At 54.6% G+C, this 20,334-nt stretch carries 11 protein-coding genes; 5 read left to right on the plus strand and 6 right to left on the minus strand.

Annotation, left to right across the window (positions count from 1 at the left end; all coding sequences use genetic code 11):
- Positions 1-34 precede the first annotated feature (34 nt).
- Genes C8N30_RS10890 through C8N30_RS10900 form a run of 3 tightly spaced genes read right to left on the minus strand, consistent with a single transcriptional unit; the run spans position 35 to position 6,574 of the window.
- A complete protein-coding gene (locus C8N30_RS10890; RefSeq protein ID WP_025061006.1) occupies positions 35-2,050 on the minus strand; it encodes a hypothetical protein in 2,016 nt (671 codons plus the stop codon).
- Between the two features lie 11 nt (positions 2,051-2,061).
- Complete coding sequence (locus C8N30_RS10895; RefSeq protein WP_025061007.1) at positions 2,062-3,636, minus strand: hypothetical protein; 1,575 nt, start codon at positions 3,634-3,636, stop codon at positions 2,062-2,064.
- On the minus strand, positions 3,608-6,574 hold the full coding sequence (locus C8N30_RS10900; protein ID WP_198021463.1) for an AAA domain-containing protein: 2,967 nt from the start codon (positions 6,572-6,574) through the stop codon (positions 3,608-3,610). The genes C8N30_RS10895 and C8N30_RS10900 overlap by 29 nt, the downstream gene beginning before the upstream one ends.
- Positions 6,575-7,027: 453 nt before the next feature.
- Here C8N30_RS10900 and C8N30_RS10905 point away from each other — a divergent pair, with 453 nt between their 5' ends.
- The 5 genes from C8N30_RS10905 (at position 7,028) to C8N30_RS10925 (ending at position 16,037) form a co-directional block, all read left to right on the plus strand.
- On the plus strand, positions 7,028-8,563 hold the full coding sequence (locus tag C8N30_RS10905; protein ID WP_025061009.1) for a type I restriction-modification system subunit M: 1,536 nt from the start codon (positions 7,028-7,030) through the stop codon (positions 8,561-8,563).
- On the plus strand, positions 8,563-9,738 hold the full coding sequence (locus tag C8N30_RS10910; protein ID WP_025061010.1) for a restriction endonuclease subunit S: 1,176 nt from the start codon (positions 8,563-8,565) through the stop codon (positions 9,736-9,738). Before C8N30_RS10905 ends, C8N30_RS10910 begins: the two co-directional genes overlap by 1 nt.
- A gap of 139 nt (positions 9,739-9,877) precedes the next feature.
- A complete protein-coding gene (locus tag C8N30_RS10915; RefSeq protein WP_025061011.1) occupies positions 9,878-11,977 on the plus strand; it encodes a DUF262 and DUF1524 domain-containing protein in 2,100 nt (699 codons plus the stop codon).
- Entirely contained in the window at positions 11,974-15,369 is a 3,396-nt protein-coding gene (locus C8N30_RS10920; protein WP_025061012.1) for a DEAD/DEAH box helicase family protein, read from the plus strand. Before C8N30_RS10915 ends, C8N30_RS10920 begins: the two co-directional genes overlap by 4 nt.
- A gap of 308 nt (positions 15,370-15,677) precedes the next feature.
- Positions 15,678-16,037, plus strand: coding sequence for a hypothetical protein (locus tag C8N30_RS10925; protein WP_025061013.1), 360 nt, complete (start codon positions 15,678-15,680; stop codon positions 16,035-16,037).
- A gap of 157 nt (positions 16,038-16,194) precedes the next feature.
- Here C8N30_RS10925 and C8N30_RS10930 read toward each other — a convergent pair whose 3' ends face one another.
- From C8N30_RS10930 to C8N30_RS10940, 3 genes are all read right to left on the minus strand, one after another.
- On the minus strand, positions 16,195-16,917 hold the full coding sequence (locus C8N30_RS10930; RefSeq protein WP_025061014.1) for a recombinase family protein: 723 nt from the start codon (positions 16,915-16,917) through the stop codon (positions 16,195-16,197).
- A gap of 154 nt (positions 16,918-17,071) precedes the next feature.
- The gene (locus C8N30_RS10935; protein WP_025061015.1) at positions 17,072-18,829 is read right to left on the minus strand and encodes a DUF927 domain-containing protein; all 1,758 of its coding nucleotides are present in this window, start codon (positions 18,827-18,829) and stop codon (positions 17,072-17,074) included.
- A gap of 151 nt (positions 18,830-18,980) precedes the next feature.
- On the minus strand, positions 18,981-19,505 hold the full coding sequence (locus tag C8N30_RS10940) for a hypothetical protein (protein ID WP_025061016.1): 525 nt from the start codon (positions 19,503-19,505) through the stop codon (positions 18,981-18,983).
- Between the last annotated feature and the right edge of the window lie 829 nt (positions 19,506-20,334).

Genomic DNA, 20,334 nt, shown 5'->3' on the forward strand with positions numbered 1-20,334 from the left:
CCTTTATTGGACCATGGGCGTGGTAATCGAAGCATTATCGCATAACGCCCTTCCAGACGAATTGCCCGGTGGCCTCTGCGGCATCCACTGACTCCTTTATAGCATCGGCAAGTGGCTCGTCCCCATAATCAGAAGCGAGCTTGCGAAGCTGATCGAACTGCTGGCTCTTGTCCTCGACATCAACCCCCCGCAATTTCGGCAAAAGCCGCATTTCGATTTGATCTGCGAGCGCTGTGCTAATCCGCTCACCGCCGCCTTCAAGCTCGGGGTATGCAGCAACATAAGAGATGATCGATCGGCCCAACCGATGGCCAAAGGGTTTTCCAAAGCTCTGCATAAGTGCCAGCATCGCATCGACCTGAGCTTCTCCACGAGATCGGTCTGCAGTCTGAAGTGGGCGTTGGCACCATCTATCCCAAGTTGACCGGCTTAGCGCTTTCTCAGCTTGTGCTTTGCCTTGTGCAGTCACGCGCACCAGCTTCTTTGGTGCACCGAAGCGCATAACATTGGCGCGGTCGACAACCTTGTCAGACAAAGACTGAGTGCTTTCGTCTTCGTTCATGGTTCCCGCAAATAGAAGGTTGTAGCCCGGGAATACACGAACGGGGCTATTTGGTATCTCAAGCTCGATCTCAGCATCCTTGCGCAGATTCTTCTCGGCCTCCTTGCCACGGGCAGGGCGGCTTTCAAGGCGGCTTAGGAAGTCCGAAAAATAGTATTCAACCCGTGCGAGGTTCATCTCGTCGAGCAGAACCATAAGCATTCTGTCTTGGACGGCATCATTGTTGTTCTGCTCATCTAGAGCGTAGAGCGCCCGGGCCATGTCTGTAGGACGGAAACGGCCCTCGATGTAGTTGTAAAAACCCATCAAATCCTGAGGGCTGTCCCATCTGGGCTGAACGGGCACCTGAAGAAAGCCGATGCCCATGCCGGCCGCATACTGGCGGGGCAGCTGACTTTTCCCTGTGCCTGAGATGCCCGCAAGGACCGCCATCTGGGTCGTGTCGTTTACTTTCATCGCGGTATGGAAGGCGCGTAAAATTCTATCGGGGTAATCGAGGCCAAAACTATTGAACCGCTTTTTTACAGTAAGTAGCGCTTCGGATTCGACAAATTGTTCGCTGACGTCCCAAGAAACCAGTCTTTCTATTACTTGCGGTGGCTTCTTCAGTTCGTGCAACGGATCTTCGTGTTTTTCCCCCGTTTGACCTGACGCAAGTCCGCGGGCCTTTTCGATTTCGCGGTCGAGGGTAGCTTTGCGCACTTCCAGACCCGTAATGCGGTCAGTAGCAATCGATTGCTCTTGCACCAAGTCGTCTTTTCGCTGTCGCGCGGCAGCCAGTTCCGCGGAAAGACTATCAAATTCACTGCGCAAATCACCGTAAGTGCTCCGTGTTGCAGCCAGGCGGTCCTCGACTTCGGTCAATTCCGCGTTCTTTGCCACAAGCTGGCCCTCAATCCCTGAGAGTTCGGTTTCCATCTTTTGAGCGCGATCTGCCAACTGGCTCACGCGGCTCTCAGCATCTTCCAAATCACGGAGATTATCACGAAGGTCCCCAACCCGCCTCTCGAGGGTTTCTTGCTCCTTCGAAAGATCCTCGATCCGGTGAACAATTTTGTCGGCGTGGGCAAGCTTGTCGCGGACTTCCTCTAGGGTTGCTTTTGCGCTTGCAAGCTCTCCATCTAATTCAAGTTGTTCTGTCATCGCAGATTCTGTTTCCAGTCGTATTTCGGCTACTTCAGACTTTCTGGATTCCAGTTGGTTCCACTCTGTCAAAAGATCGTCGCGCTGTCGGGTCAAGGCGTCAACTTCAGCCCCGATATCGGCAACGATTGCCATCGCTTTGCGCCGTTTTTCGAGTTCTTCCTCGAGGTCAATAATGACCACCCGTTTTTCAGCAATGCGCGCGTCTATTGCTTTCTCTTCTTCAAGCGGCCCCGCCAGGGCAACCAACTTGTCGTGCTGTGTCGCAAGAAACAACGTTATGAATGTCAAAACGACGAGTGCGATACAAAGCCCGCCAAAAACAAAAATGCTTGCACTGAACATATCTAATTTCCTTATTCGGGCGTAGTTGGTGCGTCGGGCACATCGGGTGGGCCATCAGGCGGCACAGTCAGGTCAGTCTGTGAATCGAGCTTTGCTTGCTGCTCCGCGAGAAGCGCTGTGACTTTGTTGAGTTCAGTTTCGGCGGCTCTCTGTTCATTGCGCGCTATGCTTACCGCACCGGCTGCCACGGATATGTTGGCTCGCAAGCCTGCAAGCTCCTCTCTGAGTGACAAAACCTCAGGGTCGAGAGCTCTCATTTGAGCCTCCAGAGTCAGAAATTCGTTTTGCAAGGTGGCCAGCTCGGAAGCGCTGCGTGTCCTTTGTTGTTCCAGGACAGCCGCCTCCGCCTGTGATGTTGTTACCTGACGCTGTGCATCTTCCGCGTCGGCCCGGAGTGACGACAGCTCATTGCGTGCCATCTGCACGTTCTGCGTGCGGGTGGTCACCTCTTCGTCCAAAGCTAATTTCTGTGCTTCAAGCTCAACGAGCCGCTGTTCGGCGTCTCCGATCGCCGCCAAGCGAGCGGTCTGGGCCGCGACCTCTGCTGCCAGCCGTTCTGCCTCAGCCGCCAGCGTATCGCGATTTGCTGTGGCTGCCGCCATTGCTTGCCGTTCCTCTGCTAGGGCCGAGGTCTGCGCGTTTAGCTGGCTATCCAGTCCAGCAAGACGCGCCTGCGCGCCGTCGGCCTGCGCATTCAAATCACTCAAACTGGCCTCGGTGGTCCCTAGCTCCGCATCTACGCGTGCGCGCTGCTGCCTGAAGTCTGCAAGGGCCTCAGTGATGCTTGTTTGTTGAGCCCGCAGGCTCTCTACCGAAGCATTTAGCTCTGACAGCTCGGACCGGCGCGCATTCACCTCAGTTTCAGCTGCCACGGCGCTTTGCTCGGTTGTCGAAATACGGCTCTCTATGTCCGCCAGATCAGCCGCCCTCACCTCCAGTCTGGCGAGCGTTGCGCTAACGCGCGCAAATTCTTCTGTCGCAGCCTTAAGCTCGGCGCGCTTGGCATCAACGGCAGGATCAAGGCTTGATCGCTCTGTTCTGAGCGCTTGCACCTGATTTTCAAGTATGTCTCGGTCTGCGGAGAGGTCGGCGACGCCACGAGTGAGCGTATCGCGCTGGGTGGTGAGGTTGCTTATCTCGGTTGCGACGGTGCGCTTGGCATCGTTCAGCTGCCGCGTTTGCATCGCAACCTGCGCAGCTTCCTCCAGTGTCTCTTCAGCAGTCGCAAGCCTTTCATCGAGCCTGCCGATCTCCGCGTCCAGTGCATCGCGACGCGAAAGGGTTGCATCACGCTCCAAAGCAGCTGCATCGCGTTCCTCGCGGCTGCGTGCGATTTCGTCTTGCCGTTCGCTCAGCGCGCCTTGCAGGTTGGTCATTTCGGTGAGTAGATCATCGCGGCTTTTCCTCAAGCGGTCATTCTCGACAGTGAGATAGTCGATGTTACCCGCAATCTCACCAAATCGCTGGTTCAACCCGTTGACATGAAAACCCAAATAGGTGAGCCCGCCCACAGATATGACAGCAAGCACTGTAACGATTTTGGTATGAATGCGCGATTTACGCGAGGTCTCGTTCGACGATGTCAAGGCATGCCTCCATATCCTTGGCAAGTTCGTCCACCCAGAAGCGGCGGACTTTCCAGCCTAGTGATTTCAGTTGATGGTCTCGCCAATGGTCTGATTGCTTTCTCTGACCATCAGTATTTTCATGGAAAAATCTTCCGTCTACCTCAAGGTCGAGCTTAACCCCGTTCGCACCGAAAAGTGCAAAGTCGAGTCGGCGACCTACGATTTCATATTGAGGTTGTGGAGTAAGTCCGCGTTTCTGGAGCGCATAGAAAACCCTGCGCTCCCAATCGCTATCAAACACGCCTTCACCGACACGTTTGCGAGGCTCGGTAGCTGCCGATGCAAGGGCCGCTAAACTGCGCACTTTGCCGCTGCGCGCATACTCAAGATCACCAAAGACGTGCGCAACAGCGCGAGCACGGGAAATCGCAACATTGAGACGTCTAAAGTCTTTTTGAAGGAAACCCACAGCAGACATCGGACTAGAGGGTCCCAGTGTTGGAGAAAACAGGATCACATCGCGCTCTTGGCCTTGGAAGCCATCAATGGTTGCGACTCTGAACTCAGCGGCCTCAAGCTTATGGTCAGGGACTTTGGCGCGCACGGCCTGTTCAATCGCATGCACCTGACCGCGGAAGGGCGAAGTCACTCCGACTGTTCCCTCGTATCCGTCTTTAAGCAACAAATTTTCGAGATGTTTCACGATAGCTGCAACTTCGGCTTTGTTCACATTATTGCCACTCTGCGCGAGTGGGGCGGCAACATGATCCCAAGCCAATCCCGGTTTTTGTCCCTTTGGCGGCTTGATGCTTTCAGGATTATAGGCTGTTTTTAGCGCTCCACCGTAAAACTCCCCACTGATATATTCGACAATTGTGCCAAAAGAGCGATACTGTTGGCGCAACATGATGCGTTCGGCACCCTGTGCCCTTTGGGCAAAATCAAAGAGCGAATTGCGGCTTTGTGCATAGCGGCTCATGGACGCCGCTGGAAGATTTTGCGCTTGCATCAAGTTGCGGTCCTGCGCCTGACTCAACCCGGGAATGAAACTCAGTTGTCGATTATCACCCACGACAACTGCTCTGCGTGCTCTGGCGAATAAAGGAAGCGCAGATGCGATATCACACTGGCTGGCTTCATCAAAAATCACTAGGTCGAATAAGCCATCAATCAAAGGCAAACGCTTTGGGGCGCCTAGAACAGAAACGAGCCAAAGTGGACGAAGCTCGACAATTTCGTTCGAGGCATCCGGTGGCACTCTGGTTTTTGAGCCTGAAAAATCCATTTCGGATTTTGCATTGTCCAAGAGCTCCCAACTCTCAGCCGAAATAGATGTGCGATTGCTAAGGATTAGGGGGAGCAGCCGATTCGCAAGTTCTGCGATTTCGTTGGTAAGCTCTACGAGATCAGTATCGGTCTCAATTTCATCCCTCTCAAAGCGAAGACGGAAGATTTCATGTTCGATCTCTGCAATAGACCAAACTTTGACATTTTTCGGAGTTTCATCCGTTTGAGTCTTTCGGAATAAACTGAATAACCAATCCAAAAATCGCGACCATGTGTTAAGTGGCTTCTCCACTGATGGCGGTTTTTCTGTATGGGAGGTCGTATACTTTTTACGGGCGTCCATGCGGTCAAGAAGCTCTGCTAGCTCACATTCAAATTGTGCGCGAAGGGCTGAACTTGCCATGCCGAGATCACGATCTTGAGACATTTGCTGAAGCTTATCGACGAGTAATTGATCAACCGCGCGCCGCTGTCCTTGTCCTCCTGATACCAGTTCATTGAGCACAGTAGAAAATGACCGATCTACGTCTTTTTGTGGGTCCAGAGTCCGCACGATAAATGGCGCTTCTGCTGCTATGCTATCCAAACGTTCCTGCACCGCGTCCAGAGCCTGATGGTTCTTTGAAGCCACTACGACAGAGCCACCTGCCGCCAGAACAGACGCAGCCATCGATACAATTGCCTGAGACTTCCCGGTGCCCGGCGGACCGGTCACGACTGTGAGAGGTTTTTGACATGCTTGTTGAACCGCGCCAATTTGCTCTGCGTTGAGTGGCCCCACGTTGATTGTCGGTGTCGAGCCTTCGCTGGCAGCAGGATTTATCCCCAGTAAAGGTGCAAGCGCAGTGCTCGATAGCCTCGCCTCAGGCCAAGCAGCAATTTCGTCTAAGTCTCTGATTGCTCCGGCCGTGAAGCTGCTATCATTAGGCAGGAAAAGTGCTGCCGCATCAAAAATGCCCTCATTGGCAGTGTTCAATTCGCCCGCCAACCAATCACAAGTTATCTTTCCACGTATTTGCTTTGCTGATGAATCTCTTAAGCGCGCCAGAAACTCATCTGTTTCCAATCCAACACCGTCAGTCTTTGCAAAGACATCGGCAAGCTCGTTGGCTTTCCAGCCTGTATTTCGCGCAGTGCCACGTAGCCATTCAGGATTGATCAGCACATCATTCGTCGAGACTTCGATTTCGAGATATCCATCTACTCTTCGCCAATCTGCCGTAATCAACCCTACGGGCCAGATCGCAGGAACACCTGATTTGCGCCCGATGGCGATTGGCCAACCGATGGCCAGAGTGTTCTCATTTGCTTCACGCCTCAATAAAGCTGCCCGGAAATTCGGGGCAAGCGCTTCACTGTCGATCTTCATCACAGTCTTCTGACCATCGGCGGGAACAAACGGCCCTTTGCCAGCAATCAGTTGCCAATTGTCACCGTGTCGATCTGGCGTCTGTGTTGTGGCCCCACGCGGGTCTGACCGAAGCGCCGATCTCCAATATCGCAGCAGAGCTTGGGGATCGAGTCGGGTAGTATCCGTCGCTAAATCTTCATCAAATGCAGGATCAGCATATTCTGCTGTCTGCTGCGAAAAGGGAGCAGCGACCAGTGTTTCTCCCTCCAAGTCTATGGAAGCGGGACTGCTCGTTAATGCCTGATCAAGTGACAGCACAGGTGGCGTGGCAGGTATCCATTTTCCATTTGAAAGCCGACGAATTGATCCAGTTGCGCAAAGAGCCTCGAGCTCCGAGAGAACTGTTAGCCTACCTTGAGCGTCGAAAGATCTGCCCAGAAGCGCATACAGTTCCTCAACTGTGCGGCCGCGTGGGAAAGCTCGAATGGTGTTCAGGACAACAGACATGCAGTAGAAAAGCCTAGTTAAGACAGAGTTTTTGCGACAGCGGGCTTTCTGAATTTCATGATCAGTGTCACCTAATACTCAACTCGTTGCGGCTTCCATGCACTCTGCCCACACTATGGATTTTTGTGATCGTTGCAACCAGGGGTTCAGGCATTTTTACAGTAGTTTTAGAATGTTAGTAATATTCCCAAGATCTTTGATGTAACTCTTACATTGTAGCCCGCTTTCCTGCTCCCTATGGTCCTCCAAAACAATGAGGTCACCATGCTCACAGGCACCATCCGCTCCCAAGTTGATCAAATCTGGAACGCTTTCTGGTCGGGTGGCGTCTCCAATCCGCTCTCGGTGATCGAACAACTCACCTTCCTGATGTTCATCAAGCGGCTCGACGATCTGCACACGCTGGCGGAGCGGAAGGCCGAAGACCTTGGCACCCCGATGGAGCGGCGGATTTTCCCAGAAGGCAAAGACGACAAGGGTGAGGCCTACAGCAACATGCGCTGGTCGCAGTTCAAACACTTCGAGGCGCGCGAGATGATGCGCATCGTGGATGAACACGTCTTCCCTTTCCTGCGCCAGCTGGGGGAGGAGGGCTCTTCCTACGGCACGCACATGAAGGATGCGCGGCTGGGCTTCTCCAACCCCAACCTGCTGGCCAAGGTGGTCCAAATGCTCGACGATATCGCGATGGACGACCGCGATACCAAGGGCGACGTCTATGAATACATGCTGGGCAAGATCGCGAGCGCAGGGGCCAACGGCCAGTTCCGCACGCCGCGCCACATCATCCAGTTAATGGTGCACATCATGGCGCCCACGCCGACGGATACCATTTGCGACCCCGCCGCCGGCACTTCGGGCTTTTTGGTGCAGGCGGGGGAATACCTGCGCCAGAACCACCCGCAGATGTTGCGCAATGCGGAGCAGCGCGACCACTTCCACAATCACATGTTCCACGGTTTTGACTTCGACAGCACTATGCTGCGCATCGGGGCGATGAACATGACGCTGCACGGGATCGAGAACCCCGACATCTCCTACCGCGACAGCCTGGCAGAGGAGCATGGCGCGGACGCGGGCGCCTATTCCCTGATCCTCGCCAATCCCCCCTTTGCCGGATCGCTGGACTATGACACCACGGCCAAGGATCTGCTCAAGATCGTGAAGACCAAAAAGACCGAGCTGCTGTTTATGGGCCTCTTCCTGCGGCTGCTGCGCACGGGCGGGCGTGCGGCGGTGGTCGTCCCTGATGGCGTGCTCTTCGGGTCGTCCAGGGCGCACAAAGACATCCGCAAGATGCTGGTGGAGGATCACAAGCTCGACGCGATAATCAAACTGCCCTCGGGCGTGTTCCGCCCCTATGCGGGCGTGTCCTGCGCGATTGTCTTGTTTACCAAGACGGGCGTGGGTGGCACGGGCGATGTGTGGTTCTACGACATGACCGCCGATGGCTACTCCCTTGATGACAAACGCACGGCCCTGCTCGACGAGGACCGCATTGGTGCGACACCTGCCGCCACGCTGAGTGCGGAGGAGCACGCCAAAAACAACCTCCCCGATATTCTGGCCCGTTGGGGTGCGCTGGCGCAGGAGGGCGCACGCCCCCGCACCGCGCAAAGCTTTACCGTCCCCGCGGCAGAGATCATCGCGACCGGATCATGGGACCTCTCGCTCAACCGCTACAAAGAAATCGAGCACGCCGACGTCACCCATGCCGCCCCCGCCGACATCATCGCAGAGCTGCGCGCGCTGGAGGCAGAGATCGCCGAGGGGCTGGAGAAGCTGGAGGGGATGTTGTGATGAGCATCTCCGAAGTTAGAGAACTTGGCGATGTTGCTGATTTTTTGTCGGGGTTTGCTTGGAAAGCCAAGCAGTTTTCAGACGAGCCAACCGGGATGCCGATTATTCGCATACAAAATGTTGGCTCCGATGCATCGACAGCTTTTAAATATTGGCCGGACTCATTTGCGGATCGCTTTGTCATTTCAACAGGAGATCTTTTACTCACCTTGTCAGGAAGCTTTAGAACGGTCGTCTGGTCAGGACCTGATGCTCTACTTAATCAAAGAATAGTCAAAGTCACTCCACGAGTGAATACGGATACTCGATGGCTCTTTTACGCATTAGAGGAGGCAATGGCACGTATTGCAAAAATGGGCAGACATGCTTTGGTCAGCAATGTTGCGCTGAGCGATCTAAGGGAACTAAAGATCAATGTCCCACCACTAGAGGAGCAAAAGCGGATTGCGGGGATACTGGATCAGGCGGACGCGCTCCGCCGCCTGCGCACGCGCGCCCTCGGCAAACTCAACACCCTCGGCCAAGCGATTTTTCATGAGATGTTTGGGGATCCTGTTTCCAATGTTATTGGCTTCCAGCAGGTCCGATTTCATGAGTTGGTGCCCCAAATTGACAGTGGTTGGAGCCCAAAGTGTCTTGACCGACCTGCGGACAGTGACGAGTGGGGCATTTTAAAACTATCAGCAGTCACCAGCGGAAGGTTCAGTGCATCAGAAAACAAAGCATTGCCTGACCATGAAACGCCAAAGGCGCAGCACGCTGTCAGAAAGGGTGATATCCTTTTTACCCGAAAGAACACCAAAGATCTGGTCGCGGCCACGGTGTTGGTGGACGCAGATCATAGCCGTCTACTGCTACCCGACCTGATCTTTCGGTTTCGGGTAGGTGACAGCAATTCCATCGATCCAGTCTATTTTCAGGCACTTTTGTCTTTCCCCACGAAGCGCCGCAGCATTCAAAAGCTTTCGGGCGGATCTGCTGGATCAATGCCTAATATCTCCAAAGCGAAACTTCGAGAGGTTCAAATCGAGCTTCCTCCGATTGACCAGCAACGGGAGTATTGCCGACGCATGGCTGCCGTTGAACAGGTCAACACAATACAAGTCCATGAATTGCGAAAGACTGAAACCCTCTTCGCCTCCCTCCAACACGGCGCCTTTCGCGGGGAACTGTAACCGCCTCACACTCTACGGTTGAGCGGACATCAATTCCGCCCTAACGTCTGTCCATGACAGGACTTTCCCCATGACCCAATTTGCCACTCCTGTTTAACTTCATCAGGCCTTGGCCACCCCTTGTTCGTAGAGTGCCGCCATGAAAGCCACCCATGCCCATCTTTTGAAGTTCATCAACAGCGCCACGCAATTCGTAATCCCGATTTACCAGCGCACCTATTCGTGGACCGAAAAGGAATGTCGCCAGCTGTGGAATGACGTGCGCAGGGCGGGCAACACGGATCATATTCCCGTGCATTTCCTTGGCTCGGTCGTCTATGTCGAGGAAAGCCTGTCCAACGCCTCGGCTGGTGCGCCGCTGTTGGTTATCGACGGCCAGCAACGCCTGACCTCCGCCACGCTCCTGCTGGCCGCCCTTGCGCGTAAGGTGGGAGAAGATGAGCCTGTCGACGGCTTTTCCGCCAAAAAGATCCGCAACCGCTATCTCATCGATCCCGACGAGACGGGGGAGCGGCAGTTCAAGCTGTTGTTGTCAAAGACCGACCGGACAACGCTCAACGCCCTCGTGCGCGGCGACGAGTTGCCAGAGCCAAAATCCAAGCGCATTTCCGAGAATTTCGATTTGTTCGCCCGCTGGCTGGATCAGGACAAAGATGCTGTCACCGATATCTGCACAGGTCTGTCCAAGCTGATGATCGTCGATGTTGCCCTGAGCCGCGACCACGACAACCCCCAGCTGATTTTTGAAAGCATGAACTCGACAGGTCGCAAGCTGTCACAGGCAGACCTGATCCGCAACTTTGTGCTGATGGGGTTGGAGCCTGAACTTCAGACCCGTCTCTATGAGCAATATTGGCGGCGCATGGAGGAAGGCTTTGGCCAGTCCGCTTACGCGTCCCACTTTGACGGCTTCATGCGTCACTATCTAACGGTGGTCACAGGATCGATCCCGCGTTTGGATGACGTTTACGAGGCCTACAAAGCATATGCGCAGGAACAGCTCGCGACAGGCCGCAACATTGAAGATTTGGTGCGCGAGGTATGGGAATATTCGCGCTATTTCGGCGCGATGGTTCTGGGGCAGGAAAAAGACCCCCACCTTTCCTTGGGGTTCAATGACCTTCGTGAGCTGAAGGTAGATGTAGCTTATCCGTTCCTGCTCGAAGTCTACGGGGATTTTAAGGCCGAGAAATTGTCTGCCATCGAATTCGTCGAGATCATCCGATTGGTCGAAGCCTATGTATTCCGACGCGCTATATGCGCCGTGCCGACCAACTCCATGAACAAGACATTCGCGACGTTCGGACGGTCCATCAATAAGGACGCATATCTCGAAAGTGTGAAGGCGCAGTTCTTGATCCTCAAATCCTATCGCCGTTTCCCTGTGAATGACGAGTTCATCGCAAGAATACAGGATCGTGACCTCTATAACTTCAGAAGCCGTGGCTACTGGCTCCGGAAGTTCGAGAACTTCGGGCGCAAAGAACGTGTTCATGTGGATGATTACACAATCGAACACATCATGCCGCAGAATGAGAATATGCCGCAGACATGGCGCGATGCGCTTGGAGAGAATTGGGCGGAAATTCAGGCAAAGTGGCTGCACACGCTCGGTAACCTCACATTGACCGCCTACAACTCTGAATACAGCGACAAAAGCTTTGAGCACAAACGCGATATGGAAGGTGGATTTAAAGATAGTCCGCTGCGCGTCAGTCAAGGTCTCGCTCAGGTAGAGGCGTGGGATGAGAGCGCCATCAAGGCAAGGGCCGCAAAGATGGCCAAGCGGGCAGCGGAGGTCTGGTGCATGCCCGCATTGCCTGAAGCAATATTGTCGGGCTATCGAAAGCCTGCTTCTATTGCATCTGAATACTCGATTGATGACCATCCTCATCTGGTAAGTGGTGAGATTAGTGGCTTGTTTGCTGATTTCCGCAGAGAGGTCAAAGCACTCGATCCATGTGTGACCGAACATTTCTTGAAGCTCTATGTCGCATATAAAGCTGAAACAAATTTCGTAGACGTCATTCCGCAAGCTAAATCGCTATTGGTATCACTGAAGATAGGCGTAGATGAACTAACCGATTCGCGTGAAATGGCCAGAGATGTCTCTGATCTTGGGCGTTGGGGAAATGGTCGAACAGAGGTCAAGCTGAGCGATCTTGCAGACCTTCCATATGTTCTGGGATTGGTTCGCCAGGCCCTTGATTTACAGTTGGGCTCGGAGGATGCCGCTTGACCCAATTCGCTTTCCTCGAAGCTGATTTCGCGGATATCGCCGCCTCCGCCCAAAAGGCGGAGAAGCTGGCCCTGTCGGACCCGCGTGCCGCCTGTTTCTGGGCGCGCCTTACAGTAGAGACAGCGATGAAATGGCTCTACCGGAATGAGCCAGCCCTGCGCCAACCCTATGGCCGCGAATTGGCGGCCCTGATCGCCGAGCCTACGTTCACCGCCCTCACGGGCCCCGCAATCGTCAAAAAGGCAGAGTTCATCAAGAACCACGGCAATCGTGCAGCCCACGACGACCGACGCCCACCATCCGCCCAGGACGCCGCAGCCACCGTGCGGGAGCTGTTCCATCTATGCTACTGGATCGCGCGCACCTACGCCCGCACAGCGCGGCCCGATCCTGCGCTTTCGTTTGATCTGACGAAGCTGGAAAAGTCGCTGACCATCAGCGCCAGCACCGTGGCGCAAATCCAAAAGGTCGAAAGCGAGATCAAGGCAGAGCGACAGCGTGCAGATGCAGCCGAGGCAGCACTCAAAACATCCGAAGAGGCGCACAGGACGGTCGAGGTCGAACGAGACGCCGCCCGCGCAGAGATCGCGGCCATTCGCAAAGCCAACCAGAAGATCCCAGACGATCACGACTATTCAGAAGCTGCCACACGCGACAGCTTCATCGACCAGTTGCTGACCGAGGCGGGTTGGCCGCTCGATCAGGACCGCGACCGCGAATTTCCTGTGGAGGGAATGCCCAACAGCACCGGTCAAGGCTTTGTCGACTATGTGCTGTGGGGTGACGATGGCAAACCGCTGGCCCTGGTCGAGGCCAAGCGCAGCCGCAAGGACAGTCGCACCGGTCAGCAGCAAGCCAAGCTCTATGCCGATTGCCTTGAGGCGCGGTATGGGCGACGCCCGGTCATGTTCACCACCAACGGCTATGAACATTGGGTCTGGGACGACGTGATGTATCCCGCGCGGCGCATCTCAGGCTTTCTCAAGAAGGACGAGCTGCAACTGCTACACCAGCGCCGTGGCAATTTGAAAAAGCTGCGTGATGTGCCACTGGACGAGGATATCGCGGGACGTTTCTATCAACAGCGTGCGATCCGCCGTGTGGGCGAGGCCTTCGAGAAGCATGCGCAGCGCAAGGCCTTGCTGGTCATGGCGACGGGCAGCGGCAAGACGCGCACGGTGATCGCCTTGGTCGATCAGTTGATGCGCGCCAACCGCGTCAAACGCGTGCTGTTTCTCGCGGACCGCATCGCACTGGTCAAACAAGCGCATGGGGCGTTCAAGGCCCATCTGGGTGCCACGCCTAGTGCTAACCTGATCGAGCGTCACGATCCGAAGAAAAACGACCACTCCGGTGCCCGTGTGTGTCTGTCGACCTATCCAACCATGATGGGCTTGATCGAGCAGATGAACGGCGGCGAAAAGCGGTTCGGGCCAGGCCATTTCGACATGATCGTGATCGATGAGGCGCACCGTTCTGTTTATCGTAAATACCGCGCAATCTTCGAGTATTTCGACTGCCTGCTGGTCGGGCTGACAGCGACGCCCCGCGACGAAATCGACAAGGACACCTATTCCCTGTTCGATCTAGAAAAAGGGGTGCCAACGGACTCCTATGATTTGGATGACGCGGTTGACGACGGCTACCTGGTGCCGCCCAAGACGATCTCGGTCCCGCTTAAATTTCAACGCGAGGGCATCGATTACGATCAGCTCACCGACGACGAGAAAGAAGAGTGGGATGCGATCGAGTGGGACGAGGACGGCAGCGTCCCGGACCGGGTGGAAAGCGCCGAGCTGAACAAGTGGCTGTTCAACATCGACACGGTCGACAAGGTGCTCGAGCATCTAATGCGGAACGGGATCAAGGTGGCTGGTGGCGATCGCTTGGGCAAGACGATCATCTTTGCGAAAAGCAGCAAGCATGCGCGGTTCATCGTTGAACGATTCAACATCAACTACCCACACTACAAAGGCCAGTTCGCCCAGTTGATCGACTACAGCGTCACCTACGCGCAATCCCTGATCGATGACTTTTCCGAACCGGAGAAATCGCCGCAAATCGCCGTATCGGTCGATATGCTGGATACGGGCATCGATGTGCCTGAAGTGGTCAATCTGGTTTTCTTCAAGATCGTCAGATCCAAGACGAAGTTCTGGCAAATGGTGGGTCGCGGCACTCGCCTGTCGCCCGATCTGTTTGGGCCGGGTGAGGACAAATCAGAGTTTGTCATCTTCGACTTCTGCCAGAACCTGGAGTTCTTCAAGGAGAACCCGGATGTGTCGGACAATTCCGGCGCCCTTCCGATTGGCCAACGGCTCTTTGTGACGCGGGTTGAGCTCATCGATGCACTGTCCGGAGCAGAAACATCTCACGAGGGCCTGATCGCCGACACCAAGAAGCGGCTGTTTGACGAAGTGAGCGCCATTCCGATGGAGAACTTCATCGTGCGCGCCAAGCGGCGCAATGTGGAGCGGTTCCAAAATCCGGATGAATGGGCAGACCTTGATCTCGATGCGCGACTCGCACTCACCGACGACGTTGCGGGTCTGCCCACAGCCTTTGATGACGGCTCACTGCCAGCGAAGCAATTTGATCTTTTGATTTTCAATGCCCAGTTACAGCTGCTCAAGATGGCAGCAGGTTTCACGGGGCTGCAAAAGCGGATCGTTCAGTTTGCGTCAAATCTGGAAACGCTTTCAAACGTCCCTATGGTTGCAAAAGAACTTGAGCTGATCCTTGAGATACAGACCGAGACGTTCTGGGAAGACATCACGGTAGAAATCCTTGACGCTGTGCGCCGCAGATTGAGAGACCTTGCGGAGTTGATCGAGCCGAAGGAACGCAAGGACATCATCACCAATTTTGCTGATGAGATCGGAGCGGGTGGGGTTCTCGAGATGCCTGACATCGGCAGCGGCGTCGACAAGGCGAAGTTCAAGATGAAGGTGCGCCGCTTCCTGGAGCAGCAGCGCGATCATATCACCCTGATGAAAGTGAAACGAGGCGAGGCCCTGACCAAGCAAGATCTGTCTGAGCTGGAACGCTTCCTGGTCGAGAATGGCGTCGCCGACGAGATCTCGATGAATGGCCTAGCCGAGGAGGGCGGCTTGGGCCGCTTTCTGCGATCCCTGACCGGATTGGACCGCGGCGCTGCAAAGGGCGCCTTTAGCGCCTTCGTTGCACGGCATGAGCTGACGGCAGACCAGACGGAGTTCTTGGATTTAGTCATCGACAGCCTGACCGAGAGTGGCATTGTAGACCCAAAAGTCTTCTATGAGAGCCCATACACCGACCTCGATGACATGGGCATCGCCGGAGTGTTTGATCGCGATCAGACGCAGGAGATTATCAAGATCGTCAGGACGCTGAATGATGCTGTCGCGGCTTGACCGATGTCCACCGCGCTAATGATAATGGAGTAAGTGGGCCACGGTATCGCTTTCCAGCAAACACGGATGGTATCGATGATTAGATACGCTTGTTGACACTTGCGCGTGTAAGGCCCTGATATACTTTACGCTATTGGAACGCGGGAAAAACATCAGGATTCTGTAGCTCTCAAAACTGATCTTATGCCGAGCGCCAATGGCCAGTCTACACCCGAACCTTTATCAGGCTATCCAGCATGCTCATAATCGATGAACAATTTTCGTCCACTGATCCAGTCCGCCGGTGTCAGGCTCTATGCTTTTCCTCCATGATTCAAGAACTGATCGATGAGGATCGTATAGAGACCGAACTCGCCGGAAATTTGCTCGAGCTCGGCGAGTTCTTTATACTCCCAGCATACCAGCGGTTTATCGCAGGTGCGTATGCTTGCGGCTTCGTCTGTAACGACCTTGCTCCGAGTGCTTTTGACATCCATCAGCCCCGCGTGGCGCAGACCCTGTCGTCGGTAGGCTTTGCGGATATCCGTGCCTTCACGCACGTCCTTTTGCGCGCCGAGCGTTGGGCGGACGGCATGACTAGCCCAGTCCGCGACGCGCTCGCGTCAGGCGCGCTGGCTGTTGTAGGCCGCCGGATTGCCGATGATTGCGACCTATACGCGCCCTTTTGACGCCTTTAGATTGCCAAACGAACGCTCAATGATGCAGTTGGTGACTGACCGGAGTTTCATCGCTTTTGATTGTGAGCAACAGTTCGTGTGGGGCCATGGGGCCACCCCGGAGTGCTCTAACGCCGGAGTGGTTAGACTTATCGCTCGCCTTGCGGATCTATGTGCTCGTCAGAATCCGCATGGCCTTAGAACGCGGTGCCCGGATCGAGCCCTTCGTCCAGGGGACCATCTCCGAACCATTGATCTGGTTCAAGACACCCATGCTATTCAGCGACTGGCTTAGATCCTTGTGGGTGAGAGAAAGCAGCCTCGGATGGGTCCGGAGGATTTCGGCCAAGTGTTTCACTTTCCTATCTGCCCGAGCCCTGTTGCGCGCGCACCCATTGTGTTGAGCAATGTGTAGGGTGGAACGGTTGCCCAGCTTTTGCCCCTTGGCCCGACGTTCGGCTGCGGAAATCCGAGCACCTTCACTGATAGCTTTTGACTCTCTAGCGGCCTCAGTGATCAGTTCCTTCAGACGCTCCAGCGTTACCCGTCCCTGATCTAGCGAGTAGATCTTGACGCCTTTCAACAAGGGCAGAACTTCAAGGCTGCGAGACAAACGATCGACGCGCACAATAACAAGCGTGCCCTTTGTTGTCTGAGCCTCTTGCACTGCAGCGTGGAGAACAGAACGATGCGCCGACGATTTTGATGCACTTTGGGTCTCAACATGAAGGCTCAGCGTCGCCTTCGGGGTGTTTTGAACATATGAGCGTATACGTTGTTCCTGAACCTCAAGGCTCAGGTTCTCATCGGCTTGCCTTCTGGTCGATACACGTATCAGCCCAATGAAGTGTTTGATGCGAGAACGTTCAGGTGTTTCGATTATAGCGTTCATGTTGGTCTCCTGGTGGGCTGTATGGGTGGGGTGCGCATGTCTATTGGACCGGTGCTAGGGATGCGCAGCGGGGCCGACGTGAATGAATAATTGTGGTGAATGAGTGGGGCCATGGGGCCAGCGAGTTAGTGTATGACCCCACGGCCCCACGGATTTATGTGGTCGTGTGGTGCGTCGAGCTTTCCGTTGCGGTCATCTGGAGCCTCACCTCAGCCCCGAGCAGGCTCATGCGCAGCCGATAGAGGCGTTCGCGGTTGCCCAATGTCCGCGGTATCTTGGCCCTGAAGTGCTTGCCGTCTTTTCCCAATATGCCAAGTTCAGCTAGCGCCTTTGCGGCCTCGGTCTGATGTGTGGGACCAAATGCTTTGCTCCAAGCGAGGTCGTTCAAGAAGACAAATGTGTCAGTCCAGAAGCCGAACTCGTTTTGCATGGCGGATGCATCTGCGGCAAAGACACCAGAGCCGATAGCGCCTCCAAGAAATACTTCCAATTTTGGCAGCCAAACAAGTTCAGCCGTATTGGTCACGGCAAGATGCCGATCAACCCATGCCTTGAACAACTGTCTAGCAGCTTCGATCGCTGCACCTTTGGGCCAGCCTGTAATGCCCCATAGAGAGGCGAGTTCTCCGGCTGTGGCAATTAGGGCAAAGTTTGCTGCAACGCGCTGTATGGGCCCGTCGGCTGGCTCTGTGAGCTCGCTGAGAAAGAGTTTGGCTATCCTGTCGACTTTGTCATGCAGGCCTGACTTCCAGCCCTCAGATTTTTCGAGGTATTTTGTGACAAAAATGGGCCCTGCCAAGCCGTAGGTGTTCTTAGCGCTTGCCTTTAGGTGTTCGGCGAACTGAGCTGGCGAGATTGCACTGTGAATCTCTTCAAAAGCGCCAAACTTACCGGCATCGGCTGCAACATCTATGATTCTCACCTCTTGGCCAGTCATCGTCTTCTGACCGGACTCTGCGATTTTCTCTGCGAGAGTGATTTCACCAGAGGAAAGGACCGGCACACGCCATCTCAATGGTGGCGTTCCACGTCCTGCTGCGTTCGCCCGTCGTTTGCCTTGGCCGTTTCCGAGGGTGTAAGCCGCGTCAAACGCATCCTTGCCGGATACCTGACCCAGCTCGTCTAGCGCCAAAAGCGTGCTGTTCATGCTTGCAGCAGTGGGTTCGAGCGCGTTTGCAGTCGTCCGCCAGCTGCTCATTCGCTCAGGGCCACCCCAAACGGATATGGCAACGTTCAGAGCAGTTGATTTTCCGCACGAGGACGAACCACGCAGGTGCAGCCCGAAACTGTCAATGCATAGCATGTCGAGCAATGGGCCGCAGAATGCGAGTGACACGGATGCAATCAATACCGGATTCCCGACACACTTCAGTCCGACTTCAGCCTTCCATGCATCAACGTTGCCGCATGATGCTGAGCCTGTGGAGATGTCTGTGGTGTCGCCCATGAAGTGAACTCTCGGGTTTCCGATGATCCGTGATGCATCCATGATAAAGGCATCGCAGGCTGCAGAGGCCCAGCCAGGCTTGTTGGTGACAAGAAAACGTTGTTCTGTTGGCCATTCGTTGAGTAGATCAAGGATTCCCTCGCGTGCTGCTTTGCAGCGGTTGAAGCGCAGGCCGTGGTCGCTCAAGCGGCCAAGAACTTTGTTCGGTGCGCCAGTGAGATCAGCCAGTGTAAGAAAAAGCCTGTGTGAGGCACCACTGCGGTCGGAAAAGTCGATAATGCGGCCCCAATTCTTTCCGGAGCCATCGCAGGCGTCGCCGACAACCGAGATATCAGCGCAAAGCCAGACCTCAATTTCTTCATTATCTTTGAGAATTTTGGCCAGATAAATGCCGTCGCTGCGTTTGAAGAAGGGGGAGGGAAGGGCGGAGGTTTGCTGCGGATGTTTAATTGAATCGTCCAGCATGTTTATTTCCTTTTTATGAGGCTGGTTGCCAGGTGTCGCAAAAGTGGGGTCCGTCAGGCCAAGCCTGCGGATTGCCCTGCGCCAATGCAGCGCAGAGAAGGATTGTGATTTGGTGTTTTAGGCTAGGTTCAGATCAGTCAAGGCATTGGTTTTAGATGCCTTTGACCATCCACTGCGGTAAAGTGCGCCGCACATTCTTGTCCAGGGCCTCTTCAATCCGGGCGATGCGGGTGATGGTGTGCAGCGCTTCACGTCGTTTGTCAGGATCGGACAAGTCGGCCGCTTCAATCTCGGCGCGCTTCTTTTTGAGCGCGTGTTTTTTATAGTGCTTGATCACTCCAGCCAGCTCGATCGCCGCATCCATCAAATGGTCGACCATCACCTCGGCACGGCCAATGCTTCCAGCATAGCCTTGGTATGCCTCGTCGCGATCTTCATCTGTTAGAAAACAAACATCGGAAGCAAAGGCTGTAGGTCCACGGTCGTCTTCGAAGACTGGCGGCTCTAGTCCCATGAGATCGAACATGAGCTCAACATCGCTAAGGCTCATTCCGTCTTCGACGGCCTGATAAAAGGGTGTGTCGAGGAACTCAAAGGTTGAGTCAGGCTGCTTTCGCAGTTCCTCCTGTTCCCGAGCCAGCTGATTTTGTTTTCGTTCTTTTGCAGTGAGAGCCATAATTCTTCTCCTTATGTGATAGTGAATATAGATTTCACCATCACGATACAAGGTGTAAATATCGCTGTGGCGATCAAAGTTGACGGGCGTTACTGCTCTACTATCGAAATGTGGGAGAGGCTGTGTAGCGCCCAAAGATTTGCGTGCGCCTTTGAGCCCTTCTCAAACATGGGCCCCGCCAGATCTCCGTCACCGCATCTCAAAAGGTAGCGAGCCGTAAATTTTCCCTGATGCCCCGTAGGGTGCTCCATTGCAAATTTATTCAAATTTGCGAGGCAGTCTCTCTTTAACGAGACCAATACGTCAAATATGGCCTCGAGGACGCCCAGCACTTCGCCAAGCAGTGGCTATAGTCTGACTAATAAAAACGACCGGCCGAAGGTTGGCATCGATGGCATCATCCTGCAATGAGGCTGAAAATAGCTGCGTAAGTTTGACGACAATTTCCCACTAAAATCGAGAAGGTAACCGAGAGGCCACAGACCCTTCTTCGTAAGTTTATGCCATCAGGTTAGATCTGCGGCGGGACTTCTTGCTGCACTGCAAAACCTGCTTCACTACTGGGCGGTAGAGGCACGCATTGCCCCTCCTAGACGCCGAATAATCAGATGGACGACAGCTGTGGGTTTGTGTGCGGGGTCTGCCGTTTCCAAGATAAGTAATTTTGACTGGATATTTCCGGAATGTGTCAAATGCATTGGAGGGTGGAATTAAGCGAGAGGTTTTCGCGGCGCCGACAGGCATCCCCATCGCATCATTATAGATTTTCTAGGACTTCGCTCATATCTCATTAGCCCAACCACCCGTGAGTCCCTGGAAGTCGAGCCAT

This window comes from Sulfitobacter guttiformis (assembly GCF_003610455.1).
Taxonomy (GTDB): Bacteria; Pseudomonadota; Alphaproteobacteria; order Rhodobacterales; family Rhodobacteraceae; genus Sulfitobacter; species Sulfitobacter guttiformis.

Coding starts and splice junctions, on each gene's coding strand:
- C8N30_RS10905 (WP_025061009.1), top strand. CDS start 7,028: ATGCTCACAGGCACCATCCGCTCCCAAGTTGATCAAATCTGGAACGCT.
- C8N30_RS10940 (WP_025061016.1), bottom strand. CDS start 19,505: ATGGCTCTCACTGCAAAAGAACGAAAACAAAATCAGCTGGCTCGGGAA.
- C8N30_RS10910 (WP_025061010.1), top strand. CDS start 8,563: ATGAGCATCTCCGAAGTTAGAGAACTTGGCGATGTTGCTGATTTTTTG.
- C8N30_RS10925 (WP_025061013.1), top strand. CDS start 15,678: ATGATTCAAGAACTGATCGATGAGGATCGTATAGAGACCGAACTCGCC.
- C8N30_RS10930 (WP_025061014.1), bottom strand. CDS start 16,917: ATGAACGCTATAATCGAAACACCTGAACGTTCTCGCATCAAACACTTC.
- C8N30_RS10935 (WP_025061015.1), bottom strand. CDS start 18,829: ATGCTGGACGATTCAATTAAACATCCGCAGCAAACCTCCGCCCTTCCC.
- C8N30_RS10890 (WP_025061006.1), bottom strand. CDS start 2,050: ATGTTCAGTGCAAGCATTTTTGTTTTTGGCGGGCTTTGTATCGCACTC.
- C8N30_RS10915 (WP_025061011.1), top strand. CDS start 9,878: ATGAAAGCCACCCATGCCCATCTTTTGAAGTTCATCAACAGCGCCACG.